Source organism: Massilia phyllosphaerae (genome assembly GCF_034659755.1).
GTDB classification, from domain to species: Bacteria; Pseudomonadota; Gammaproteobacteria; order Burkholderiales; family Burkholderiaceae_D; genus Telluria; species Telluria phyllosphaerae.
On record NZ_JAXSQX010000002.1, the window covers coordinates 817,052 to 839,795 of the forward strand.

A 22,744-nucleotide genomic window follows, 5' to 3' on the forward strand; every position below is an offset into this window, starting at 1 on the left:
CTCAGGCCGGCAGTTCCAGCCGGCGCGCGCCATACATCCGGCACTCGGCCGCGAGCGCCAGCAGGTTCGGATCGCGCTCGCGCGTACGCGGCAGCAGCAGCGTGATGGTCTGGTGCGAGGCATAGCGCTCGTCCAGCGGTAACAGATCGACGCGCGCACTGAAGCCGGCGACCCGTCCCGGCAGCAGGCTGTAGCCCATGCCACCTCCAACCAGGTTCATCAGCGAGAAGATGTCGCTCACGCGCAGCACCGTCTCCGGTACGTAGCCGGCCTGGCGGAACGCATGCTCGAAGCTGTGCGACGTGACAAAACCGTCGCCGAGCGTAACGAATTTCTCGTCTTTCAAGGAACGCAGGTCGACCGCGGCCTGGCCCGCGTACGGCGAGCCGAGCGGCGCCGCCAGGTAGACCTCGTCCTCGAACAGCGGTACCGCCAGGAGCTGCGGATCGTCGGGCGCGCCCTGCAGGCCGATCACGATGGCGTCCAACCGCCCTTCATCCAGGCTGCGCAGCAATTCCTGGTTCGATCCCAGCGTCAGGTCGATCTGCAGTTCCGGCCGGCGCAGCTTGAGACCCATCAGCAGCTGTGGAATACAGCGCAGCGTCAGCGAGTACAGCGAGCCGATCTTGAGGCGGGTGCCGGCGAAACCGGCCATGTCGCGCACCTTGCGGATGCCCTCCTCGGTCTCGCTCACGGCACGTTGGGCATGCTTGGCAAAGGCGAAGGCGGCCGGCAGCGGCGCCAGGTTACGGCCCTCGCGCCGGAACAGCGGGCAGCGCAAGCCTTCTTCGAGTGTGTGCAGCGCCCGGTGCACGCTGACCGTGCTCTGGCCGAGCTCTTCCGCCACGCGCGACAGGCTGTGCAGGCGCATGAATGCCAGGAACACTTCCAATTTCTTTAACGTAACTTCTTCATCGATCATTGCATTCGTCTCCCGGCGCGGCTGGGGAAGCTTATCGCAATCGTTAACCTGAGGGTAAACAATCGGCGTCCGCGTTGATTGAAGTGCCGGGCCGGCCTTCCTATGCTGTGTACAAACGCACCATATAAGGGAGACAACATGCAAAGCAAACGCTGGGACACGCGGCGCCAGGAAAAGCAGCGCCGCATCGACGCCGTGCGCCACCTGGCCGAGGGTCCCGTCATCGCTACCTCGCGCATGGTCGAAGCGCTGGAGCTGCTGGTGGTCAGCGGCGACCGCGTGGTCCTCGAGGGGAACAACCAGAAGCAGGCCGATTTCCTGGCGCGCGCGCTGGTGCAGGTCGACCCCGGCCGGGTGAATGGCCTGCACATGATCCAGCCCAGCGTCAGCCTGCCCGAGCACCTCGACCTGTTCGAGCGCGGCATCGCCAACAAACTCGACTTCGCCTATGCCGGCGCCCAGAGCCTGCGCATCTCGCAGTTCCTGCAGGAGGGCACGCTGCAGGTCGGCGCCCTGCACACCTATATCGAACTGTACGCCCGCCTGTATGTCGACCTGGCGCCGAATGTCGTGATGGTGGCCGGCTACAAGGCCGACCGCGCCGGCAACCTGTACACCGGCCCCAGCACCGAGGACACGCCGGCGCTGGTCGAAGCCGCGGCCTTCCGCGACGGCATCGTGATCGCCCAGGTCAACGAGATCGTCGACGATCCGAAAGACCTGCCGCGCGTCGACATTCCCGGTTCCTGGATCGACTTCGTGGTGCAAGCCGACAAACCCTTCTATATCGAGCCGCTGTTCACGCGCGACCCGCGCCTGATCAAGCCGGTGCACGTCCTGATGGCGATGATGGCGATCCGCGGCGTCTACGAGCGCCACCAGGTGCAGTCGCTGAACCACGGCATCGGCTTCAACACGGCGGCGATCGAACTGCTGCTGCCGACCTATGGCGAGCAGCTCGGCCTGAAGGGCAAGATCTGCCGCAACTGGACGCTGAACCCGCACCCGACGCTGATCCCGGCGATCGAATCGGGCTGGGTCGAGAGCGTGCACTGCTTCGGCGCGGAACTCGGCATGGAAGCCTATACCGCCGCCCGTCCCGACATCTTTTTCACCGGCCGCGACGGTTCGATGCGCTCGAACCGCGCCTTCTGCCAGCTGGCCGGCCAGTACGCGGTGGACCTGTTCATCGGTTCGACGCTGCAGATGGATGGCCTGGGCAACTCCTCCACCGTTACCCACGGCCGCCTGACCGGCTTCGGCGGCGCCCCCAACATGGGCCACGATCCGCACGGCCGGCGCCATTCGACCCCGGCCTGGCTCGACCTGGTGGAGACGGACGACCCGCTCCAGCGCGGCAAGAAGCTGGTGGTGCAGATGGTCGAGACCTTCCAGGACGGCAGCGCGCCGACCATCGTCGAATCGCTGGATGCCGTCGAAGTCGGACGCAAGTCCGGCATGCCGCTGGCACCGGTGATGATCTACGGCGACGACGTCACCCACGTGCTGACCGAGGAAGGCATCGCCTACTTATATAAAGCGCGCTCGCTCGAGGAGCGCAAGGCGATGCTGGCGGCGGTGGCCGGCATAACCCCGATCGGCCTGCGCCACGATCCGAAGGACACGCCGCGCATGCGCGAACAGGGCCTGATCGCCCTGCCCGAAGACATCGGCGTGCAGCGCGCCCAGGCGACCCGCTCGCTGCTGGCGGCCAAGAGCATCGCCGAGCTGGTCGACTGGTCGGATGGCCTGTACCAGCCGCCCGCCAAGTTCAGGAGCTGGTAATGACGGCGCTGAATCCCCTGCACCACGCGGCCCGCGGCACGCTGCTTGCCGCCCAGCTCGCCGGCCTGGCGGTAGACGCCCTGGTCGACGAAGCCATGCTGACCCCGAAACCCGGCCTGGTCGACATGCGCGGCAGCGGCGCCCACAGCGACCTCACCTGGCTGCTGATGTGCCGCTCGGCCTGCGCGCTGTACCCCGCCTTCCTGCGCATGGCGGAAGCCGGCGCCGGCATCGACGATCCGGCGCTGCTGCGGCGCCGCATCGGCGCCATCGGCCGCGAGGCGGAAGCCGCGATGATGGCGGCCACCGGCGGCGTCAATACCCACCGCGGCGCGATCTGGGCGCTGGGACTGCTGGTCACGGCTGCCGCGCGCGGCAGCGGGCTGGATGCCGCCGCGATCGCCCACCAGGCCGGCCTGCTAGCCTGCATCGACGACCCGGGCGCGCCCGCCAGTACCGGCAACAAGGGCGAACTGGCCTGCCGTACCCACGGCGTCGGCGGCGCCCGCGGCCAGGCCAGGGCCGGCTTCCCGGCCGTGATCGGCGCCGCGCTGCCGATGCTGCGCCTGTCGCGTGCCCGCGGCGACGGCGAAGCGCAGGCGCGCGTGAACGCCCTGCTGGCGATCATGACCACGCTGGACGATACCTGCCTGCTGGCGCGCGGCGGCAGCCGTGCGCTGCACGCGACCCGGTCCGGCGCGCGCCGCGTGCTGGCCCTGGGCGGTATCGCCACCCCGCACGGCCGCGCCGCGCTGCGCGGATTGGAGGCACGCATGCGCCGGCTGCACGTGTCGCCCGGCGGCGCCGCCGACCTGCTGGCGGCGGCCCTGCTGCTCGACCGCATCGACACCATACGGGACTAGAAGGAGACAAGAATGGAAAAACTCGAATACAGCTTCGCCGCCGGCAAGCCGGCGCAGGGGCGCACCGTCACCGGCGTGGTCGCGTCGGGCGACCTCGAAGTGCTGCTGGAACCCGGCCAGGCCGGCACCACCACGGTGGCCGTCCAGACCTCGGTCGACGGCTACGGCGGCAACTGGACCGCGCTGCTGGAGCGGGTGCTCGGCCCCGGCACGCTGCCGGCGGCCCGCATCGAGATCAACGACAACGGCGCCACGCCGGGGGTGGTGCGGATGCGCATCGAACAAGCCTTCGAGGAAGTGAAATCATGACCGACATCGACAAATTCCTGCAGCGCGACAGCTTCATCGAGCGCAACGCCCGCGGCCGCGCCCAGGCGCTGCTCGACCCCGGCAGCTTCCGCGAGCTGGCCGGTCCGTTCGAGCGCCTGTATTCGCCCTGGCTGGCGATGCAGCAGCTGGTGACCCAGGCCGATGACGGCGTGGTGGTGGCCAAGGGCATGCTGGACGGCGCCCCGACCGTGGTGCTGGCCATCGAGGGCGGCTTCCAGGGCGGCAGCATGGGCGAGATCGGCGGCGCCAAGATCGCCGGCGCGCTGGAACTCGCGGCGCGCGACAACCGGCGCGGCATTGCTACCGGCGCCGTGATCCTGTTCGAGACCGGCGGCGTGCGCCTGCAGGAAGCCAACCTCGGGCTGGCCGCCATCGCCGAGATCCAGGCCGCCATCGTCGATTTGCGCCGCTACCGCCCGGTGATCGGCGTCAGTGCCGGCACCGTCGGCTGCTATGGCGGCATGTCGATCGCGGCCGGGCTGTGCTCCTATCTGGTCGTCACGCGCGAGGCGCGTCTCGGCCTGAACGGCCCGCAGGTGATCGAACAGGAAGCCGGCGTGGCCGAATTCGACGCGCGCAACCGCGCGCTGATCTGGGGCTTGACCGGCGGCGAGCAGCGCGCCGCCACCGGCCTGGCCGACGCCTGCGTCGATGACGACAGCGCCGCCATCCGTGCTACCGTGGCGAGCCTGTTCGCGCGCGGCGTGCCGGCACGCCATCGCAGCGAACGCGCCGGCGACTATCTTTCCGCGCTGGCCGGGGCCGACACCGGCGGCCAGCCGGCACCGGGCGACGTTCGCGCCGTCTATACCAAAGGAGAAGCATGATGGGACAGCACACCACCCGCGGCGCCATGTGGCTGCGCCTGCTCACCGGCGGCGCCCGGGCGCTGCACGACTGGCCCTCGGTCCAGGTCTGCGACGCCCCACTGGCCGGCCAGCCGGCGCGCTGGATCGCCGTGGTACCCGATCCCGATAACCGCTTTCCGCGCGCGCGCAACGGCGAAGTCGGCCTGGTCGAAGGCTGGCAGCTGGCGCAGGCGGTGCAGGAAACGATCGCGCAGGACCGCGACGCCCCGGTCAAGCGTCCGATCGTTGCCGTGGTCGACGTGCCGAGCCAGGCCTACGGCCGGCGCGAGGAGGCGTACGGCATCCACCAGGCGCTGGCCGGTGCGGCCGGCGCCTATGCCCAGGCGCGCCTGGCCGGGCATCCGGTGATCGGCCTGGTGGTCGGCCTGGCGATGTCGGGCGCCTTCCTGGCCCACGGCTACCAGGCCAACAGCCTGATCGCACTCGACGACCCGGGCGTGATGGTGCATGCGATGGGCAAGGCCTCGGCCGCGCGCGTCACGCTGCGCACCGTGGAAGCGCTGGAACAGCTGGCCGAAAAAGTGCCGCCGATGGCCTACGACATCAAGAATTATGCCTCGCTAGGCATCCTGTGGAAGGTGCTGCAGCTGACCAACCTGGCGCTGCCCGACGAGCAGGACCTGGCGCTGGTGCACGGCGCGCTGGAAGCGGCGCTGGCCGACATCCGCGACGACCCGGACCGTGGCCTGGCCAAACGGCTGCAGGGACCGCACCGCGCCGCCTCGCGCCGGGTCCGTGAACTGCTGGAGACGCAATGGGAGGCCGCCGACTGACGACCCCCTGACCCGACTACCAGCGACCGCGCCACTCGACAACACTATACGCCGGCGCACACCTTTTTTCTTGCATGAAGAGGAGACGACATGATTATCTACGGAACCGCATTGCTGGCCGTGTGCCACCTGCTCGGCATCTTCCTGGGCGACCTGCTCGGGGCGCTGCTGGGCGCCAAAACCAACGTCGGCGGGGTCGGCATCGCCATGATCCTGCTGATCTGTGCCCGGCTATACATGCACAAGCGCGGCCTGATGCCCGAGCATACCGAAATGGGCGTCGCCTTCTGGGGCGCCATGTACATCCCGGTGGTGGTGGCGATGGCCGCCAGCCAGAACGTGGTGGCGGCCCTGCGCGGCGGACCGGTGGCGCTGCTGGCCGCCTTTGCCAGCGTGGCCGCCTGCGCCTGCTGCATCGCCCTGCTGAACCGCAGCGAACGTCCGGCCCCCGCCGCCGCCGGCGCCGACGCCGATACCGAACCGGGCATCGACCCGCGCCACGCCTGAAGGAGACCATCATGCTCGAACTGCTCGAAAAAACCGCCAAGCACAACGGCCTGGTCACCGCCTTCGCCCTGGTCGGCCTGGTGATGCTGGTGTCGATGTTCCTGTCCAAGAAGCTCACCTTCGGCCGGGTGCACGGCTCGGCGATCGCGATCCTGATCGGCCTCGGCCTGGCCTACTGGGGCGGCATCCAGACCGGCGGCAAGCAGGGCCTGGCCGACGTCTCGCTGTTCGCCGGCATCGGCCTGATGGGCGGCGCCATGCTGCGCGACTTCGCCATCGTCGCCACCGCCTTCGAAGTGCAGGTGGTCGAAGCGCGCAAGGCCGGCCTGATCGGCGTGTTCGCGCTGCTGCTCGGCACCCTGCTGCCCTTCGTGGTCGGCGCCAGCGTGGCCTACGCCTTCGGCTACCGCGACGCCGTCAGCATCACGACCATCGGCGCCGGCGCCGTCACCTACATCGTCGGCCCCGTCACCGGCGCGGCGATCGGTGCCAGCTCGGAGGTGATGGCCCTCAGCATCGCCACCGGCCTGGTCAAGGCGATCATCGTGATGGTCGGCACGCCGATGGCGGCGCGCTTCCTGCGCCTCGGCACGCCGCGCTCGGCGATGGTGTTCGGCGGCCTCGCCGGCACCGTCAGCGGCGTCTCGGCCGGCCTGGCTGCCACCGACCGCCGCCTGGTGCCCTACGGCGCCCTGGTCGCGACCTTCCACACCGGCCTCGGTTGCCTGCTCGGACCGTCGCTGCTGTTCTTCGCCACGCGCGCGCTGGTGGCCTGAAGTGAGCACGGCCATGCACCCGCCCTGGCGTCCGCACGACCTGCTGTTCGCCGGCACGCCGGACGGGTTCGTCGCGGCGGGCGCGCGGCCGGACTGGCTGGACGACGGCGCCTGGCTCGCTCGCGCGCCGCTGGTGGTGCGCCGCGATACGCCGGGCACCGGCCTGGTCCCGGTTGGCGCCCGCGGCCCGCTGCGCAAGCAACGCTGCGCCGGTACCCTGGCCGTGGACGCCGTGGTTCGCTGCGTCACCCCGGAACAGCTGGCCGCGGCGGTGATGAAGGGACCGGCGCTCGACCTGCGCGCCGCGGCCGACCGCCTGACCTGCATCGCCGCCCTGCTCGACCTGGCCCCGCAGCTGCATGCGCTGGGCCTGGCATGGGGGCCGGCCGGCGGCGCCGGCTTCTGGCTGGCGAGCGGCCTGCCGGTGCTGCGTCCGGACAGCGACCTCGATCTAGTGGTGCGCGTTCCGCAACCGCCGGCGCCGGCCGTAATCGCGGCCCTGGTAGCGCTGCAGGCGGAGGCCGCCTGCCGCATCGACATCCAGCTCGACACCGGCCACGCCGGCTTCGCCCTCGGCGAATACCTGCGCGGCGGCCGCGTCATGCTGAAGACGGCCGGCGGCCCGCTGCTGGTGGCCGATCCCTGGCATGGGCGGGCGGCGGCATGAGCGTCCTGTTCACCTTTCCCGGCCAGGGCGCCCAGAAGCCAGGCATGCTGCATGCGCTGCCCGCCCATGCGGAGACCGGGCGCACGCTGGAAGAAGCCTCGGCTGCGCTTGGGCGTGACGTCCGCACGCTCGACACCGAATCCGCTCTGCGCTCGACCGTCGCGGTGCAACTCTGCCTGCTGGTCGCGGGCGTCGCCATGGCGCGGGTACTGGCCGCCCACGACGCCCAGCCGCACATGGTGGCCGGCCTCTCGATCGGCGCCTGGCCGGCGGCGGTGACGGCCGGCGTGCTCGATTTCGCGGATGCCGTACGCCTGGTCGAACTGCGCGCGCGCCTGATGGAAGACGCCTACCCGTCCGGCTACGGCATGACGGCCATCGGCGGCCTGACGCGCCAGCAACTCGAACCGCTGGTGATGCAGGTGCACGGCCCTGCGGCGCCGGTCTACCTCGCCAACCTGAACGCCCCGCGCCAGATCGTCATCGCCGGCGCCCACGCCGCCATGGATGCCGTCGCCGCGCTCGCGCTCGCCCACGGCGCCCAGCGCGCCGAACGGCTGGCGGTCGCGGTACCCTCGCACTGTGAGTTGTTCGACGAACAGGCACGCACGCTGGCCTGCGCCATGGACCAGGTGGCCCTCGGCCGCCCGCGCATCGCCTATATCAGCAGCAGCGCCGCGCGCGCCCTGTTCGACGGCCGCCGCATCGGCGCCGACCTGGCGGCCAACATGGCGCATCCGGTCCTGTGGGCGGACACCGTGCGCCACGCCTGGGAACGCGGCGCGCGCCTGGCGCTGGAAATGCCGAGCGGCTCGGTGCTGACGAAGCTGACGGCGCCGGAATTCCCGGACGGGGTCGCGCTCAGTTGCGAAGGGGTACGGCTGGACAGCCTGGTCAGCGCGGTCCGCAACGACTGACGCAGTGACTACCGACCGAGCTGCCCAAGCACATCGTCCACCGCCCGCACCACGGCATCCGGCTTGAAGTCCTGGATCACGTGGCCGGCCCCGGGTACCACGCGCACGCTCGACCGCGTCGAATACGCCGCCAGCTCCTTCTGCATCGCCAGGTGCTCGGCCTCGGTCGCATTGTTCAAGGCGCTCTGCGGCTGGCCCGGCACCGCATAAGGGCTGATGCCGCGCACCAGCAGCACCATCGGCAGGTCGCCATAGCTGCGGCGCGCCGCCTTCAGCTGTTCCGCGCTAGCGTCGACGCCGTCCATCTGAGACACCAGCGCCTGCCAATAGGCGGGCCGAGTCATCGTGGCGAGGCGCGCCGCCGCCAGTTCGCGGCCATACAGCTCGCCGGTGCCACCGGTACAGTTGACGAAGCCCTCGGCGCCAAGCGACCAGCCGCGCTGCCCTGCCTGTGCGCATTGGCGCATGAAGGCGTCCATCGGTGCCATCGCCTTTTTCAGCTTCCCTTGCGAGACCTTGTCGAGGCGGTCGGTCTCGTCGTCGTGCGGTGCGTCCACCAGCACCAGGCCCTTCACCTCGTCCGGATAACGGTAGGCGTACAGCTGGACGTTGTTCGCACCGTAGGAACTACCGACCATGACGTAGGGCGGCGCAATACCGGCCTGTGCCAGCAACGCATGCAGGTCGGCCACCGCATTCGCAGACGTGCCAGGCAGCGGCGACGGGTCGCTGAACCCGAGGCCCGCGCGGTCATACACGCAGGCGCGCGTACGCTTTGCGACCTCGGGCTGCACCGCATGCCAGCTCCAGCCCGCCTCGCTGCTCGGCGCGTCGAATACCACCGTCACCGAACCCGCGCCGCTGCAGTACAGATTCAGGCGGCGCCCGCCGATATCGACCAGCTGCTGGGGATGGGCGAACGCCTGCTGTCGACTGTCGATGGCGGCGCCACTGGCGCCGCTGGCTACGCTGGCTAAGCCAACGAGGATGAGACCGGGGACGAAACGATGCATGGACGCTCCACAAACGGACAATCCGCCATGGTAGCCGCAAACACCGGCATGGAAGCTATCGAAAAATCACATCTGCGGCGCGCGCGCAAGCTCGGCGGCGGCCAGCAGCGCCATCACATCGTTGCCCTGGATCGGCTTTACCACGTGGCGGTCGAAGCCGGCGGCCAGTGCTTTTTCCCTGTCCTGGGCCTGGCCGTAGCCGCTCAGGGCGACCAGCGGCAGCTTGTGAAGGCCCGGCATCGCCCGCAGCCGCGCGGCCAGCTCGTAGCCGTCGAATTCGGGCAGGCCGATGTCGAGCACGCACAGGTCGGGGCGCACATGCTGCACGTAGTCCAGTGCCTCGCTCGGGCGGTGCAGCACGTCGGCGCGGTGGCCGAGCGCTTCGATGAACATGGCCAGGATCTGGGCGGCGTCGACGTTGTCGTCGACAATCAGCACGCGCAGCCCGGCCGCGGCCGGCACCGCTTCCGCTTCGTCGCCGGGCGCCGCCTCGGCGCCATGCTGGCGCAGGCGCGGCAGGGTCACGCTGAAACGGCTGCCCTGGCCCGGGCCGTCGCTGGCGGCACTGATCCGGCCGCCATGCAGCTCGACCAGCCTGCGCGCCAGCGCCAGCCCGATCCCGAGCCCGCCCTGCGAGCGGTCGGCGCTGCGTTCGCCCTGCGAGAACAGCTCGAAGGCACACGCCAGCAGCTGGGGCGACATGCCGATGCCGTCGTCGAGCACCTCGACGTCGACCTCGTCCTCGCGTACGTCGACCCGCACCGCGATATGGCCGCCCTCCGGGGTGTACCTGGCGGCGTTGCCGAGCAGGTTGGCGAACACCTGCACCAGGCGCTTGTGGTCGCCGTGCACCTGCACCTGCATCGTGTCCGGCGCCGGCGCCAGCGTCAGCACATGGCCCTTCGCTTCGACCAGCGGCCGTACCTGTTCCGCCGCTTCGGCGACCAGCGCCCCGATCTCGGCCGGCGCCCGGTTCAGGGTCACCTGGCCGCGCGTCACGCGCGACACGTCGAGCAGGTCGTCGATCAGGCCGGTCATGTGGCCGGCCTGGCGCGCGATCACGGCGGTCACCTCGCGCAGGCGCGCCCGGTCGGGATTGCCGATGGTGAGGAAATCGGCCGCCGCCGCGATCGGCGCCAGCGGGTTGCGCAGCTCGTGCGCCAGCATGGCCAGGAATTCGTCCTTTCGCTGGTCCGCTTCGCGCAGCGCCTCGGCCGCTTCGCGCTGCTCGGTGATGTCGGTGTTGGTGCCGAACCAGCGCTGGATCACGCCGGCCTCGTCGCGCAGCGGCACCGCGCGCGACAGGAACCAGCGGTAGCTGCCGTCGCGGCCGCGCAGCTGGAAGGTGTCTTCCCACACCACGCCGCGGCGGATGTGGTCGATGTACTTGGCCGTCATCGCATCGACGTAGTCCGGGTGATGCACCTTTTTCCAGTCGGCGCCGCAGTCGTCGGCGGGTGTGGTGCCGGTGTATTCGTACCAGCGATTGTTGTGCCAGGAAATGCGGCCGTCGGCCTCGGTCATCCAGGCCAGCTGCGGGATGTTGTCGGCCAGGGTGCGGAACTGCGCCTCGCTGCGCGCCAGCGCCAGCTGGGCGTCGCGGATCGGCGAGATGTCGACCACGTAGGCGATGCCCTCGGCATTGTCGTCCGCCGCGCCGTCGTCGACCATCGTGGCGCCCATCTGCACGCTGACGCGGCTGCCGTCCTTGCGGTAATACTCCTTGATATGGTGGTCCATGCTCCCGGTCTGGCGCAGCCGCGCCATCACGCGCGCGTTCGCCGCCTGCCACTCCGGCGGCGTCAGCGCGCTGGAAGACAGGCGTCCCGCCTCGAGGTCGGCGCGGGTGTAGCCGAGCATGTCGAGGAAATGCTGGTTGGCGTCGATGATGGTGCCGTCCATGTGGTAGCGGACGATGCCGATCACGTTGGCATCCACCAGGCGCCGGAAGCGCGTCTCGCTGGCGCGCAGGGCGTCCTCGACTTCCTGCTGGCGCGTGATGTCGAGCACGATGCCGGGCATCCAGGCGGCCTGGCCGGCCTCGTCGCGGGTCAGCTTGGCGCGCGCCAGCACGTGGCGCCAGCTGCCGTCGGCCGCACGCACGCGGTAGCGCTGCTCGAAAGCCTGGCCGGTGGCGATGGTGGTGTCGATCGCCTTGCGCGTCCGCTCCAGGTCGTCGGGGTGGATCGCTTCCAGGTAGTGGGCCAGCGGGCCGCCGACGGCGACGGCTTCGGTGGCGCCGAAGATCGTGGCCAGGTTGCGGTCGGCATACAGGCGGTCGGCGCGGACGTCGTAGGTCCAGGTGCCGATGTCGGCCGCCACCAGCGCGGCCTCCTCGCGCAGGCGCGCGTCGTGCAAGGCGGCCTGGTTGGCCTTGTGCTCGTGGGTGTCGGTGCAGGTACCGAGCCAGCGCACGATGCGCCCGGCGCCATCGCGCACCGGGAGCGCACGCCCCAGCGTCCAGCGGTAGTCGCCGCTGACGTGGCGCAGGCGGTATTCGATCTCGTAGGGCGCGCCGGTCTCGAGCGAATGGCGCCAGACTTCCCAGGTACGCGCCCGGTCGTCCGAGTGCACGATCGCGCTCCAGCGCTCGTCGTCGGATTCGCCCTCGGCGACGCCGGTGAAGTCGTACCAGCGCTGGCTGAAGTAATCGTGGCGGCCGTCCGGCAGCGTCGACCACACCATCTGCGGGACGGCGTCGGCAATCGCCCGGAATTGCGGATCCTGGCCGTCGACCGCCACGCTGTGCAGCAGCGCGCAGCTGACGCCGCAGGCGCTGCCGTCGAGATCGCGCAGCGGCGCCAGCGCCAGCCGCGCGTCCAGTCCCGGCGGCTCGACCTGCAGGGCGACACCGGCCAGCACCTGGGCCAGCACCGGCTGCAGCGCTGCCGCTACCGCCGGCCAGGCCTGCGCCAGCGGCTGGCCCAGCGCCTGCGGATGGCGCTGCGCCAGCTGCGGCAGGCAGGCGTCGTTGTACAGCAGGCGCGCTTCCGGTCCCCAGACCAGGAAGGCCGGGCTGGCGCTGTCGAGCAGGAAGCGGGCAGCGTAGCGCAGGGCCACCGGCCACGCGTCCATCGGTCCGAGCGCGCCGGCGCCGTCGCGCAGCGCGCGTTCGACGATGCCGTCGGAAGTGGTGATGGGGGGCCGGTCTTGATCTGTCATGGGGTGGGCACTAGGCGCCTGCGAGGGCGAAAGATGATGGACGAATTCTAACGGTTACTACTGAAAATGAGGATCGGCGGCAATGGCGTCAATCTGCCCATCAATTTCGTCAATTATATTACTTATTTCCAATTTGAAACATCATTAGCTGACATTCTTGCTGTAAAAACGACACGGGCCCGGCATGCATCGCATGCCGGGCCCGCTTCAGTGCTACAAGATGATCAGCTGATCGGCAGCATCAGACCGCCACAGGCATCTTCGGCAACAGCTTGTCGAGCGTGACCGGATAGTCGCGCACGCGCACGCCGGTGGCGTTGTAGATCGCATTCGCGACCGCCGCCGCCACGCCGCAGATGCCGAGCTCGCCCACGCCCTTCGCCTTCATCGGCGAGGTGGTCGGGTCGGTCTCGTCCAGGAACACGACTTCCTGGTGCGGGATATCGGCGTGTACCGGCACCTCGTAGCCCGCCAGGTCGTGGTTGACGAAGAAGCCGATGCGCTTGTCGACCACCAGCTCCTCCATCAGCGCCGCGCCGACGCCCATGGTCATGGCGCCGATCACCTGGCTGCGCGCCGCCTTCGGGTTCAGGATGCGGCCGGCCGCGCACATGGCCAGCATGCGGCGCACGCGGATTTCGCCGGTGGCGGCGTCGACGCCGACTTCGACGAAGTGGGCGCCGAAGGTCGATTGCTGCATCTTCTTGTCGAGATCACCGTATTCCATGGTGTCCTCGCCGACGATCTCGCCGGCCGATGCCAGCTCGCGCAGGTCGGTGCCCTTGCCGCCGCCGGAGACCTTGCCGTCACTGAAGTCGGCCTGGGCGGCATCGATGCCGGCCTTCTGGGCAATGGCTTCACGCAGCTTGACGCAGGCCGCGTACACGCCGGCGGTCGAGCTGTTGCCGCCCCACTGGCCGCCCGAGCCGGAGGACACCGGGAAGTTGGAGTCGCCCAGGCGCACGTTGACGCGCGCCAGCGGCACGCCCAGCATCTCGGCCGCGGTCTGGCCGATGATGGTGTAGGTGCCGGTGCCGATGTCGGTCATGTCGGTTTCGACGGTGATCATGCCGTCGCGCTCGAGGCGCACGCGCGCACCCGACTTCATGTTCATGTTGTTGCGGAAGGCCGAGGCCACGCCCATGCCGACCAGCCAGCGGCCGTCGCGCACCTGGCCCGGCTTGGCGTTGCGCTTGTTCCAGCCGAAGCGGTCCGCGCCCATGCGCATGCAGTCGACGAAGCGGCGCTGCGAGAACTTGCGCTTGCGGTCTTCCGGATCGACGGTGGTGTCGTTGATGACGCGGAAGGTGACCGGGTCCATCTTGAGCTTTTCGGCCATCTCGTCGATCGCGATCTCGAGCGCCATCATGCCCGGCGCCTCGCCCGGGGCACGCATCGCGTTGCCTTCCGGGAGATCCAGCGTGGCCAGGCGCATCGTGGTCAGGCGGTCGGCGCCGGCGTACAGCAGGCGCGTCTGGTTGACCGCGGTTTCCGGCTGGCCGTCCGGCAGGTCGCCCGACCAGCTGTCGTGGGCGATCGCCGTGATGCGGCCTTCGCGGGTGGCGCCGATACGGATGCGCTGGATGGTTGCCGGGCGGTGCGTGGTGTTGTTGAACATCAGCGCGCGCTGCAGCTGCACCTTGACCGGACGGCCGGCCGCGCGGGCGCCGAGCGCCGCCATCACCGCTTCCGAACGCAGGAACAGCTTGCCGCCGAAACCGCCGCCGATGTAGGGCGAGACCATGCGCACGTTGTCCTCGGGGATGCCGAGGGTCTTGGCCATGTCCTTCTTGCCCCAGTTGATCATCTGGTTCGACGTGTACAGCGTCAGCTTGTCGCCGTTCCAGACGGCGATCGAGGAATGCGGCTCCATCATCGCGTGCGACTGGTCGGGCGTGGTGTAGGTGGCGTCGAGCTTGACCGGGGACTTCGCGTAGCCGCTTTCGAAGTTGCCGGCGCGGGTGTCCGGCTTGTCCTTTTCCTTCGGCTTCTTGGCGGTTTCCTTGGCCTTTTCCAGGTCGTACTGGCCCTGCTCCTTGGCATAGCTGACGCGCAGCAGGGTCGAGGCGGCGCGGGCCTGCTCGAAGCTGTCGGCGACGATCACTGCCACGGCCTGGTGGTAGTGCTCGACCTTGGGGCCGGCCAGCAGGTGGGCGGTGTTGTAGTCGCCCTTCTGCAGCTTGCCGGCGTTTTCGTAGGTGACAATGGCGATCACGCCCGGTGCGCGCTTGGCGTCCGTGGTGTCGATCGACTTGATGCGGCCCTTGGCGATGCTGGCGCCGACGACATAGCCGTAGGCGGCGTTCGGCGCCACCTTGTGCTGCTCGTAGGCGTAGGGCGCGGTGCCGGTGGTCTTCAGCGGACCGTCGATGCGGTCGGTCGGCTTACCGATGACCTTCAGGCGGTCGATCGGATTGGTGGTGGCGGGTGTCGTGAATTTCATGGTGTCCCTTTCATGCCTTGCGTGCTTCCGCCATCACGGATGCCAGCGTGCGTTGCACCAGTGGTACCTTGAAAGCGTTGTCTTCGGTGGTGCGGGCGCCGGCCAGCAGCTGCGCGGTGACCGCCTGGGCGCCTTGCGCCATCGCCGCGTCGGCGGCCGCCACGCGCCATGGCCGGTGCGCCACGCCGCCCAGCGCGACGCGGCCGCTGCCGTCCGGCTGCACCACTGCCGCCACCGAGATCAGCGCGAACGCATACGACGCGCGGTCGCGCACCTTGTGATAGAAGTGCTTGCCGCCGAGCGGCTTGGGCAAAGTCACCGCGGTGATCAGCTCGCCCGGTGCCAGGTTGTTCTCGATGTGCGGGGTGTTGCCCGGCAGCCGATAAAAGTCGGCGATCGGGATCACGCGCGCGCTGCCGTCGGGACGCACGGTCTCGATGCTCACGTCCAGCAGCTGCATGGCCACCGCCATGTCGCTCGGGTGGGTGGCGATGCAGGCTTCGCTCTGGCCGACGATCGCGTGGCTGCGGGTATAGCCGCCGATGGCCGAACAGCCGCTGCCCGGCACGCGCTTGTTGCACGGCTGGTAAGGATCGTAGAAATAGGCGCAGCGGGTGCGCTGCAGCAGGTTGCCGGCGGTGGTCGCCTTGTTGCGCAGCTGGGCCGAGGCGCCGGCCACCAGCGCGCGCGACAGCACGCCGTAGTCGCGCCGCACGCGCATGTCGGCGGCCAGGTCGGCATTGCGGACCAGGGCGCCCACGCGCAGGCCGCCGTCGCGGGTCGGCTCGATCTTGTCCATGCCGATGCCGTTGACGTCGACCAGGTGGGCCGGCGTCTCGATCTCGAGCTTCATCAGGTCCAGCAGGTTGGTGCCGCCGCCGATGAAGCGCGCACCCGGTACTTTCATGACCGCGGCCGCCGCTTCCGCCGGGCTGGTCGGACGTTGATAGGTGAATGCCTTCATGCCTTGCCTCCCACTTCGGTGATGGCGTCGATGATGTTGGAGTAGGCGCCGCAGCGGCAGATGTTGCCGCTCATGCGTTCGCGCAGCTCGTCGACCGACAGCAGCGGGTGCTGCGTGATGTCGGCCGTGACGTGGCTCGGCTGGCCATTGCTGATCTCGTCCAGCACCGCCACGGCCGAACAGATCTGGCCCGGGGTACAGTAGCCGCACTGGTAGCCGTCGTGCTTGACGAAGGCGGCCTGCATCGGGTGCATCTTGTCGGGCGTGCCCAGGCCTTCGATGGTGGTCACCTCGGCGCCCTCATGCATCACCGCCAGGCTCAGGCAGGAATTCACGCGGCGGCCGTCCAGCATCACCGTGCAGGCGCCGCACTGGCCCTGGTCGCAGCCCTTCTTGGTGCCGGTCAGGTGCAGGTGCTCGCGCAGCAGGTCGAGCAGCGTGGTACGGGTGTCGACATTGGCTTCGACACGCTGGCCGTTCACGCGCAGCGCGACCTTGTGGGTCACGGGCGCCGGCGTCACCGCGGCCGGGGCCGGGGTGATGCCGGGGCCGGCCGTCTGGGCCGCGCCGACGCCGGGCATTGCCGCCGCGGTCACCGACAGCGCGCCGCCGATCATGATGCCGCGCCGGGTCTGGTTGATATCGCTGGGGTCGTCCATGAGTGCTTTCCTTTTTATTGATGGGTAACGTGCCCGATTGTCAATATTGCAGACTTCGTCACATTCATCATATTAATGGCAATTGGGCCGCAGGCTACACACGGTTGCCAAACGACCAACTTACCCGATGGTAGCGTCTGCGGCAGCGCACAAATGGTGTCATATTTGTATAGGGTTATGAATGCCACTCATCAATTGATCAATTTGACGGTGCGTGGTATCGATAGGTGCGACCTTGGGGTGCATGTCTTGCGCCTGCTCAGCGGGAGCTTGCGTGTATATCAACACAGGTACATTATTTCCTTACCTTAATGCGGAGCTGCCATGAAACCTGTCCTGTTCCTGTCCCTGCTGTGCTTCGCCAGCGCAGGCGCCCATGCCGGCGGCAACGGCGACGCCTCCGCGCCATCGCGCCTGTCGACCGACGCTTCGGCCATGGTCATCGGCGGCTCGCTGCTGTCGGTGGCCGTGGCGGGCAGCGTGGTGGTGGTCAGCGTCGCGGCGTCCGCCGAGGGCGTGGTACTGGTGCTGCAGGGCGCCGGCCAGGCCAGCACCGCCACCGTGCGGCTGTCCGGCGAGGCGGCGCGCGGCCTGTCGATCGCCGCCGGCACCGTGCTCGAGGTGGTGGCGACGTCGACCGGCCACGTGCTGGTGCTGTCGGGCAAGGCGCTGGCCTTCGTGCCGAACGAACTGGGCAAGGCGCTGCTGCACCACGAGCGGGCTGGCGCGTGAGCGCGGCGCGCCTCGGCCTGCCCCTGCTGCTGGCCGCCCTCCTCTGCACGGCGCCGGCGTACGCCGGCCAGGCCTGCAGCGAGGCCCCGCTCAGCGCCGTCGAGGTGGTCAAGTCGATGGAACTTGCGAAGCAAACCTACGAGGCGCTGGACGCCAGCGGCGGCGCCGTGGCACTGGTGGCGCGTGCCGGCCAGGACCTGAGCAAATATGGCCAGCACTATTCGCACCTGGGCATCGTGCTGCGCGACCATCCGGCCGGGCGCTGGACCGTCGTGCATGAGCTGAACGCCTGCGGCACCGCCAATTCGGAACTGTACAACGAGGGGATCGGCAACTTCTTCCTGACCGACCTGTACCGCTACGAAGCGCGCATCCTGCTGCCCGGCCCTGCGCTGCAGGCGCGGCTGGCGGGCGTGATGGCGGGCCGGGCGCCGCGCCGAATGCACGAGCCGCGCTACAACATGCTGTCCTACGTGTACTCGACGCGCTACCAGAATTCCAACCAGTGGGTACTGGAACTGCTGGCCTCGGCCGGCGCCGACCCGGGCCAGGTCGAGACCCGCACCGAAGCCCAGGCCTGGCTCAAGGCCCGGCACTACGATCCGTCCACGGTCGAGATCCCGGCCGCGGTGCGCCTGGGCGCGCGCATGTTCCGCGCCAACGTCGCCTTCGACGACCATCCGTTCGACCGCCGCATGGCCGGCCACATCGATACCGTCAACGCCGATGCGCTGCTGCGCTTCGTGCAGGCGCTCGACCCGCAGGCGCGGGTGCTGAGCGTGGCGCAATAGCGTGCGTCTTATTTCTCCAGGCCGGAATCCGGCCTGGCCTCCTTGGCGTGCAGGTCGGCCTTGACCGTGTCCGGCGCCAGGTTGTTGATCACGTTGCCGATGAATTTGCTGCTGGTCATGCCGGCGACGATGCGGTCCTTCCCGGCCTTCATCGCTTCGTAGCCTTCGCTGGCGACCTTGGTCGGTGCCGCCTTTTCGCCCAGGCCCAGCTTGCTGGTATCCATGTGGGCGCGGTGCCAGAACTTGGTGTCGACCTGGCCCGGCATCAGCAGGGTGATGGTGACGCCGCTGTCCTTGATCTCCGACTTCACCGCCTCGGCAAACGAGATCAGGAAGGCCTTGGTGGCGCCGTACACGGTTTCGTAGGGCGTCGGCATGGTGCCCGAAATCGAGGCCGTGAACAGCAGCCTGCCGGCGCCGCGCGCGACCATGTCGGGCAGGATGCGCTTGGTCAGGTGCACCTGGGAGATCGTGTTCAGCTGGATCATGTTCAGTTCCTCGGCCAGGTCGGTGCCGCCGACGAAATAGCCGCCCAGCCCCACGCCCGCATTCAGCGCCGCCGCCTCCAGCGGCCGGCCGGTGTCCTTGATCGCCGCCGCCAGGCTTTCGACGCCCTCGTATTGCGTGAGGTCGGCGGCCACCACGATCGCCTGGGCGCCGGCCGCGGTGACGGCGGCGGCGGTATGGGCCAATCCCTCGACGCTGGTGGCGGTGATGACCAGGTCGTGGCCGTCGGCGGCGAACAGGCGCGCCAGTTCGTAGCCGATGCCGCTGGAGGCGCCGGTGACCAGGGCGAGCGGGCGGGATGCTGGGGTGGACATGGTGGATCCTTTCATCTGGTGACGTTGTTCCCGCCATGTTGACCCGCGACTGGTTGCGCTGACGGTGCGCCCGCCAACGTAGCGCGGCCATCGCCGGCACTACGTATTTATTGCGCACGATTCAAAACGCATGATCAATTTATTAAGCGTACGATGTGTAAGTCAAACAGTCGTTTAACTAATTGATCAACCCATGCATCCCCCATCACCGCCGCCGACGCGCAAGCCGCGTGCCGACGGCATCCAGGCGCGCGAGCGCATCCTGTCCGCCGCGCTCGGCCTGTTCGTCGAACGCGGCTACGCCAGCACGCCGGTGCGCGACATCGCGCAGGCGGCCGGCGTGAACGTGGCCGCCATCGCCTATTATTTCGGCGACAAGGCTGGCCTGTACCGCGCCGCCCTGTTCGAGCCGGTGCACGGTGCCGGCGAAGTACAGCCGCCTTTCGACGCCCCCGGCCTGCCGCTGCGCGCGGCTCTGCACTTGTATATGCGTACCTGCCTGCAGCCGCTGGTGCAGGGCGCCGACACCCTGCTCAGCGTGCGCCTGCGCCTGCGCGAATCCTTCGAGCCGACCGGCATGCTGCAGGAGGAGCAAGGCATCCGCGAACAGGTGCATGCGCGGCTGCTGGCACTGCTGCAGCGCCACCTCGGACTGGCCGCGCCCGACCGCGAACTGCAGGCATTGACCTTCTCGATCTTCGCCCTGATCGCCTATCCCTATCACGGCCGCGACAAGATCCGCGCGGCCGACCCCGGCCTGCTCGACGCGCCGGATGCCGTCGCACACTGGGCCGAGCGCCTGGCCGGCTATGCCGGCGCGATGGTCGACTTCGAAGCCGCCCGCCGCGGCATCGCCCTACCCACTCCCGGAAACGCCCCATGACCGACAATTCATCGATCCAAGAACCCAGGCAGGACACGGCCCGGCCCGACGCCGCGCCGCGCGAAAAGTCCAACGACGAGAAACCGGACGACAAGAAGTCCGAGGACAAGAAGCCCGACGACCAGAAAGACGGCGGCAAGCAGCCGGTTTCGCCCGAAAAGAAGCGCAAGATCCGGATGGTGCTGATCGGCGCCGGCGTGCTGGTGCTGCTGGTCGGCATCGGCTGGTTCGCGTATTACCAGATCGTCGGCAAATACCATGAAGAGACCGACGACGCCTACCTGCAGGCCGACGCCGTGACGATCGCGCCAAAGGTCGGCGGCTACGTCGAGGAGGTGCTGGTCAGGGATAACCAGGACGTCGCCGCCGGCCAGCCGCTGGTGCGCATCGACCCGCGCGACTACCGCGCCCAGACCGAGCAGTTCGAGTCGCAGATCGCCAGCGCCCACGCCAACGCCGACGTCGTGCGGGCCCAGATCGCCGAGCAGGAATCGAGCATCGCCGAAGTGCGCGCCCAGCTGGCGGCGGCCCAGTCCAACGCCGCCTTCGCCGCCAATGAAGTCAAGCGCTATGCGCCGCTGGTCGAGATCGGCGCCGAGAACGCCGAAGCGCTGTCGGCACGCCGCAACCAGGCCGCCCAGGGCGCCCAGCAGGTAGCGGCGCAGCGCGCGGCGCTGGCGAATGCCGAAAAGCGCATCGGCACCCTCCGCGCCCAGGTGCGCCAGGCCGAAGCCCAGACCGGCGGCGCCGAAGCCCAGCTGAAGGCAGCCAGCGTCAACCTGCAATCGACCACGCTCACGGCGAGCATCGCCGGCCGCATCGGCGACCAGACCGTGCGGGTCGGTCAGTTCGTGCAGCCGGGGACGCGCCTGATGACGCTGGTGCCGGTGGGCAGCCTGTACATCACCGCCAACTTCAAGGAAACCCAGATCGGCCGCATGCGCGTCGGCCAACCGGCCCACATCAAGGTCGACGCCTTGCCGGGGGTGGAGCTGAACGGCCGCATCGAGAGCGTGGCACCCGGAACCGGCGCCCAGTTCTCGCTGCTGCCGCCGCAAAACGCGACCGGCAACTTCACCAAGATCGTGCAGCGCATTCCGGTGCGCGTGTCGGTCGAGGCCACGCCGGAGACGCGCCAGCTGCTGGTGCCGGGACTGTCGGTAAAGGTCGAGGTCGAGACCAAGGGCGCCAAGGACGACACCAAGCGGATCAAGAAGCAGGAAGAGAACCACCAGGATGCTGTAAAAGAGCGGGTCGAAGACCAGCAGAAGGCAGCGGGCGAGGCGCGTCGATGAGCGCCGCGCAAGCCGAAGCCGGCGCCGACGCAGGTGCCAAGGGCGCCGAGCCGCGCGCCGATGCCGGTGCCTGGCTGGCGGTCGCCGCCGGCACCCTGGGCGCGCTGATGGCGACGCTCGACATCTCGATCGTGAATTCCTCGCTGCCGACGATCCAGGGCGAGATCGGCGCCAGCGGCACCGAAGGCACCTGGATCGCCACCGGCTACCTGGTCGCCGAAATCGTCATCATCCCGCTGTCCGGCTGGCTCGAGCGCGTGCTCGGCCTGCGCACCTTCCTGCTGGTCGCGGCCGGGCTGTTCACGGCGTTCTCGGTGCTGTGCGGGCTGTCCACCACGCTGGGCATGATGATCGTCGGCCGCGTCGGCCAGGGATTCACCGGCGGCGCCCTGATCCCGACCGCCCAGACCATCATCGCCACGCGGCTGCCGCGCAGCCAGCAGCCAATCGGCACCGCATTGTTCGGCGCCACCGCCATCCTGGGGCCGGTGGTCGGCCCGCTGATCGGCGGCTGGCTGACCGAAAACCTGAGCTGGCACTATGCCTTCTTCCTCAACGTACCGGTGTGCGCCGGCCTGGTGGTGCTGCTGCTGGTCGGCCTGAAGCACGAACCGGCCAAGCTGGGCCTGATCGCGGAAGCCGACTGGCTCGGCATCTTCGGCCTGGCGGCCTTCCTGGGCGGACTGACGGTGGTGCTGGAGGAAGGCGAGCGCGAACAGTGGTTTTCGTCGAGCCTCATCATCTGGCTCAGCCTGCTGTCCTTTGCCGGCTTCCTGCTGCTGATGGCGGGGCAGCTGACCGCGAAACGGCCGGTGATCCGCTTGAGCCTGCTGCTCGACCGCCAGTTCGGCAGCGTGGTCATCATGGGCATCACGATCGGCATGGTCATCTACGGCACCTCGTACGTGATCCCGCAGTTCCTGGCCACCATCTCGAGCTACAACGCGCTGCAGTCCGGGAAGATCGTGGCCCTCGGCGGCCTGCCCAGCCTGATGATGATGCCGCTGGTGCCGCTCATGATCCGCTACGTCGACATCCGGCTCGCGGTCGGCTTCGGCCTGATGGTGCTGGCCACCAGCGCCTATCTCGACACCGCGCTCAGTGCCCAATCGGCGGGCGGTGACTTCGTGATCTCGCAGCTGATCCGCGGCGTCGGCACCATCTTCGCGATGGTGTTCCTGAACCAGGCCGCGATCCAGTCGGTCTCGCGCGAGAACGCCAGCGACGCCGCCGGCCTTTTCAACGCCGCGCGCAACCTGGGCGGCTCGCTGGCGCTGGCCGGCATCGCCGTGGTCCAGGACCAGCGCCTGTGGCTGCATTCGCGCCGCTTGGAAGAGTCCTTGAACGCCAACCGCGGCGGCGTGCAGGACTACCTGGCCGCGCAGGCGCAGGCACTGGGCGGCATGCCGCAGGCGCTGCGCACGCTGGGCGGCACCATCCAGATGCAGGCGCTGACCATGACGTACGTCGATTTGTTCTGGATCCTGTCGGTCGGCATTGGCTGTGTGATCCCGCTGGTGCTGTTCCTGCGTCCGCTGAATACAGGCGCGCCGGTCGCCGGCCATTGATTGA

Annotated in this window: 21 protein-coding genes; 14 read left to right on the top strand and 7 right to left on the bottom strand. The window is 69.0% G+C overall.

Translation table 11 applies throughout. From position 1 onward, the window contains the following. Nucleotide 1 precedes the first annotated feature (1 nt). On the bottom strand, nucleotides 2-922 hold the full coding sequence (locus U1H99_RS11775; protein WP_323141917.1) for a LysR family transcriptional regulator: 921 nt from the start codon (nucleotides 920-922) through the stop codon (nucleotides 2-4). 138 nt (nucleotides 923-1,060) lie between these two features. On the opposite strand from U1H99_RS11775, the gene mdcA reads away from it, so the two are divergent. The 9 genes from mdcA (at nucleotide 1,061) to mdcH (ending at nucleotide 8,409) form a co-directional block, all read left to right on the top strand. Further along, nucleotides 1,061-2,707 (top strand): malonate decarboxylase subunit alpha, encoded by a 1,647-nt coding sequence (gene mdcA, locus U1H99_RS11780; RefSeq protein ID WP_323141918.1) that lies wholly within the window; start codon nucleotides 1,061-1,063, stop codon nucleotides 2,705-2,707. Further along, nucleotides 2,707-3,570, top strand: a complete 864-nt coding sequence (locus U1H99_RS11785; protein ID WP_323141919.1) for a triphosphoribosyl-dephospho-CoA synthase — start codon at nucleotides 2,707-2,709, stop codon at nucleotides 3,568-3,570. The genes mdcA and U1H99_RS11785 overlap by 1 nt, the downstream gene beginning before the upstream one ends. Nucleotides 3,571-3,582: 12 nt before the next feature. Beyond that, entirely contained in the window at nucleotides 3,583-3,879 is a 297-nt protein-coding gene (locus U1H99_RS11790) for a malonate decarboxylase subunit delta (protein ID WP_323141920.1), read from the top strand. After that, nucleotides 3,876-4,727 carry a biotin-independent malonate decarboxylase subunit beta gene (locus U1H99_RS11795; RefSeq protein WP_323141921.1) on the top strand — a complete coding sequence of 284 codons (852 nt, stop codon included), beginning with the start codon at nucleotides 3,876-3,878 and terminating at the stop codon, nucleotides 4,725-4,727. The genes U1H99_RS11790 and U1H99_RS11795 overlap by 4 nt, the downstream gene beginning before the upstream one ends. Beyond that, entirely contained in the window at nucleotides 4,724-5,542 is an 819-nt protein-coding gene (gene mdcE, locus U1H99_RS11800) for a biotin-independent malonate decarboxylase subunit gamma (protein ID WP_375341599.1), read from the top strand. Before U1H99_RS11795 ends, mdcE begins: the two co-directional genes overlap by 4 nt. A 90-nt stretch (nucleotides 5,543-5,632) precedes the next feature. Beyond that, nucleotides 5,633-6,049, top strand: coding sequence for a malonate transporter subunit MadL (madL, locus tag U1H99_RS11805; protein ID WP_323141922.1), 417 nt, complete (start codon nucleotides 5,633-5,635; stop codon nucleotides 6,047-6,049). An 11-nt stretch (nucleotides 6,050-6,060) separates the two neighbouring features. Then, nucleotides 6,061-6,825, top strand: coding sequence for a malonate transporter subunit MadM (gene madM, locus U1H99_RS11810; RefSeq protein ID WP_323141923.1), 765 nt, complete (start codon nucleotides 6,061-6,063; stop codon nucleotides 6,823-6,825). 13 nt (nucleotides 6,826-6,838) lie between these two features. After that, entirely contained in the window at nucleotides 6,839-7,492 is a 654-nt protein-coding gene (locus tag U1H99_RS11815) for a malonate decarboxylase holo-ACP synthase (RefSeq protein ID WP_323141924.1), read from the top strand. Next, nucleotides 7,489-8,409, top strand: coding sequence for a malonate decarboxylase subunit epsilon (mdcH, locus tag U1H99_RS11820; RefSeq protein ID WP_323141925.1), 921 nt, complete (start codon nucleotides 7,489-7,491; stop codon nucleotides 8,407-8,409). Before U1H99_RS11815 ends, mdcH begins: the two co-directional genes overlap by 4 nt. Before the next feature lie 8 nt (nucleotides 8,410-8,417). On the opposite strand, the gene U1H99_RS11825 is transcribed toward mdcH, so the two are convergent. The 5 genes from U1H99_RS11825 to paoA form a co-directional block, all read right to left on the bottom strand. Beyond that, nucleotides 8,418-9,422: an alpha/beta fold hydrolase gene (locus U1H99_RS11825; RefSeq protein WP_323141926.1), complete on the bottom strand. Its 1,005-nt coding sequence runs from the start codon at nucleotides 9,420-9,422 to the stop codon at nucleotides 8,418-8,420. Nucleotides 9,423-9,488: 66 nt separating this feature from the next. After that, nucleotides 9,489-12,584 carry a PAS domain-containing hybrid sensor histidine kinase/response regulator gene (locus U1H99_RS11830; protein ID WP_323141927.1) on the bottom strand — a complete coding sequence of 1,032 codons (3,096 nt, stop codon included), beginning with the start codon at nucleotides 12,582-12,584 and terminating at the stop codon, nucleotides 9,489-9,491. A 241-nt stretch (nucleotides 12,585-12,825) separates the two neighbouring features. Continuing rightward, entirely contained in the window at nucleotides 12,826-15,027 is a 2,202-nt protein-coding gene (gene paoC / locus U1H99_RS11835; RefSeq protein ID WP_323141928.1) for an aldehyde oxidoreductase molybdenum-binding subunit PaoC, read from the bottom strand. Nucleotides 15,028-15,037: 10 nt separating this feature from the next. Then, nucleotides 15,038-15,991 (bottom strand): FAD binding domain-containing protein, encoded by a 954-nt coding sequence (locus tag U1H99_RS11840; protein WP_323141929.1) that lies wholly within the window; start codon nucleotides 15,989-15,991, stop codon nucleotides 15,038-15,040. Further along, nucleotides 15,988-16,650: an aldehyde dehydrogenase iron-sulfur subunit PaoA gene (gene paoA / locus U1H99_RS11845; protein ID WP_323141930.1), complete on the bottom strand. Its 663-nt coding sequence runs from the start codon at nucleotides 16,648-16,650 to the stop codon at nucleotides 15,988-15,990. The genes U1H99_RS11840 and paoA overlap by 4 nt, the downstream gene beginning before the upstream one ends. A 324-nt stretch (nucleotides 16,651-16,974) precedes the next feature. Between paoA and U1H99_RS11850 the strand changes: the two genes are divergently transcribed. Together U1H99_RS11850 and U1H99_RS11855 are read left to right on the top strand one after the other, a co-directional pair. After that, nucleotides 16,975-17,382, top strand: a complete 408-nt coding sequence (locus U1H99_RS11850; RefSeq protein ID WP_323141931.1) for a hypothetical protein — start codon at nucleotides 16,975-16,977, stop codon at nucleotides 17,380-17,382. After that, nucleotides 17,379-18,173 (top strand): DUF2145 domain-containing protein, encoded by a 795-nt coding sequence (locus U1H99_RS11855; RefSeq protein WP_323141932.1) that lies wholly within the window; start codon nucleotides 17,379-17,381, stop codon nucleotides 18,171-18,173. Before U1H99_RS11850 ends, U1H99_RS11855 begins: the two co-directional genes overlap by 4 nt. Nucleotides 18,174-18,181: 8 nt before the next feature. On the opposite strand, the gene U1H99_RS11860 is transcribed toward U1H99_RS11855, so the two are convergent. Then, nucleotides 18,182-18,994, bottom strand: a complete 813-nt coding sequence (locus tag U1H99_RS11860; RefSeq protein WP_323141933.1) for an SDR family NAD(P)-dependent oxidoreductase — start codon at nucleotides 18,992-18,994, stop codon at nucleotides 18,182-18,184. Nucleotides 18,995-19,187: 193 nt separating this feature from the next. Here U1H99_RS11860 and U1H99_RS11865 point away from each other — a divergent pair, with 193 nt between their 5' ends. From U1H99_RS11865 to U1H99_RS11875, 3 genes are read left to right on the top strand one after another with little or no spacing between them, the layout of a single operon-like run. Beyond that, nucleotides 19,188-19,877, top strand: a complete 690-nt coding sequence (locus U1H99_RS11865) for a CerR family C-terminal domain-containing protein (RefSeq protein WP_323141934.1) — start codon at nucleotides 19,188-19,190, stop codon at nucleotides 19,875-19,877. Next, nucleotides 19,874-21,172 (top strand): HlyD family secretion protein, encoded by a 1,299-nt coding sequence (locus tag U1H99_RS11870; protein ID WP_323141935.1) that lies wholly within the window; start codon nucleotides 19,874-19,876, stop codon nucleotides 21,170-21,172. Before U1H99_RS11865 ends, U1H99_RS11870 begins: the two co-directional genes overlap by 4 nt. Further along, complete coding sequence (locus tag U1H99_RS11875) at nucleotides 21,169-22,740, top strand: MDR family MFS transporter (protein WP_323141936.1); 1,572 nt, start codon at nucleotides 21,169-21,171, stop codon at nucleotides 22,738-22,740. The genes U1H99_RS11870 and U1H99_RS11875 overlap by 4 nt, the downstream gene beginning before the upstream one ends. The last annotated feature ends 4 nt before the right edge of the window (nucleotides 22,741-22,744 follow it).

What these genes read in the sequence shown, in the direction of transcription:
- U1H99_RS11775 (WP_323141917.1), bottom strand. Translation starts at nt 922, where the DNA reads ATGATCGATGAAGAAGTTACGTTAAAGAAATTGGAAGTGTTCCTGGCA.
- mdcA (WP_323141918.1), top strand. Translation starts at nt 1,061, where the DNA reads ATGCAAAGCAAACGCTGGGACACGCGGCGCCAGGAAAAGCAGCGCCGC.
- U1H99_RS11785 (WP_323141919.1), top strand. Translation starts at nt 2,707, where the DNA reads ATGACGGCGCTGAATCCCCTGCACCACGCGGCCCGCGGCACGCTGCTT.
- U1H99_RS11790 (WP_323141920.1), top strand. Translation starts at nt 3,583, where the DNA reads ATGGAAAAACTCGAATACAGCTTCGCCGCCGGCAAGCCGGCGCAGGGG.
- U1H99_RS11795 (WP_323141921.1), top strand. Translation starts at nt 3,876, where the DNA reads ATGACCGACATCGACAAATTCCTGCAGCGCGACAGCTTCATCGAGCGC.
- mdcE (WP_375341599.1), top strand. Translation starts at nt 4,724, where the DNA reads ATGATGGGACAGCACACCACCCGCGGCGCCATGTGGCTGCGCCTGCTC.
- madL (WP_323141922.1), top strand. Translation starts at nt 5,633, where the DNA reads ATGATTATCTACGGAACCGCATTGCTGGCCGTGTGCCACCTGCTCGGC.
- madM (WP_323141923.1), top strand. Translation starts at nt 6,061, where the DNA reads ATGCTCGAACTGCTCGAAAAAACCGCCAAGCACAACGGCCTGGTCACC.
- U1H99_RS11815 (WP_323141924.1), top strand. Translation starts at nt 6,839, where the DNA reads ATGCACCCGCCCTGGCGTCCGCACGACCTGCTGTTCGCCGGCACGCCG.
- mdcH (WP_323141925.1), top strand. Translation starts at nt 7,489, where the DNA reads ATGAGCGTCCTGTTCACCTTTCCCGGCCAGGGCGCCCAGAAGCCAGGC.
- U1H99_RS11825 (WP_323141926.1), bottom strand. Translation starts at nt 9,422, where the DNA reads ATGCATCGTTTCGTCCCCGGTCTCATCCTCGTTGGCTTAGCCAGCGTA.
- U1H99_RS11830 (WP_323141927.1), bottom strand. Translation starts at nt 12,584, where the DNA reads ATGACAGATCAAGACCGGCCCCCCATCACCACTTCCGACGGCATCGTC.
- paoC (WP_323141928.1), bottom strand. Translation starts at nt 15,027, where the DNA reads ATGAAATTCACGACACCCGCCACCACCAATCCGATCGACCGCCTGAAG.
- U1H99_RS11840 (WP_323141929.1), bottom strand. Translation starts at nt 15,991, where the DNA reads ATGAAGGCATTCACCTATCAACGTCCGACCAGCCCGGCGGAAGCGGCG.
- paoA (WP_323141930.1), bottom strand. Translation starts at nt 16,650, where the DNA reads ATGGACGACCCCAGCGATATCAACCAGACCCGGCGCGGCATCATGATC.
- U1H99_RS11850 (WP_323141931.1), top strand. Translation starts at nt 16,975, where the DNA reads ATGAAACCTGTCCTGTTCCTGTCCCTGCTGTGCTTCGCCAGCGCAGGC.
- U1H99_RS11860 (WP_323141933.1), bottom strand. Translation starts at nt 18,994, where the DNA reads ATGTCCACCCCAGCATCCCGCCCGCTCGCCCTGGTCACCGGCGCCTCC.
- U1H99_RS11865 (WP_323141934.1), top strand. Translation starts at nt 19,188, where the DNA reads ATGCATCCCCCATCACCGCCGCCGACGCGCAAGCCGCGTGCCGACGGC.
- U1H99_RS11870 (WP_323141935.1), top strand. Translation starts at nt 19,874, where the DNA reads ATGACCGACAATTCATCGATCCAAGAACCCAGGCAGGACACGGCCCGG.
- U1H99_RS11875 (WP_323141936.1), top strand. Translation starts at nt 21,169, where the DNA reads ATGAGCGCCGCGCAAGCCGAAGCCGGCGCCGACGCAGGTGCCAAGGGC.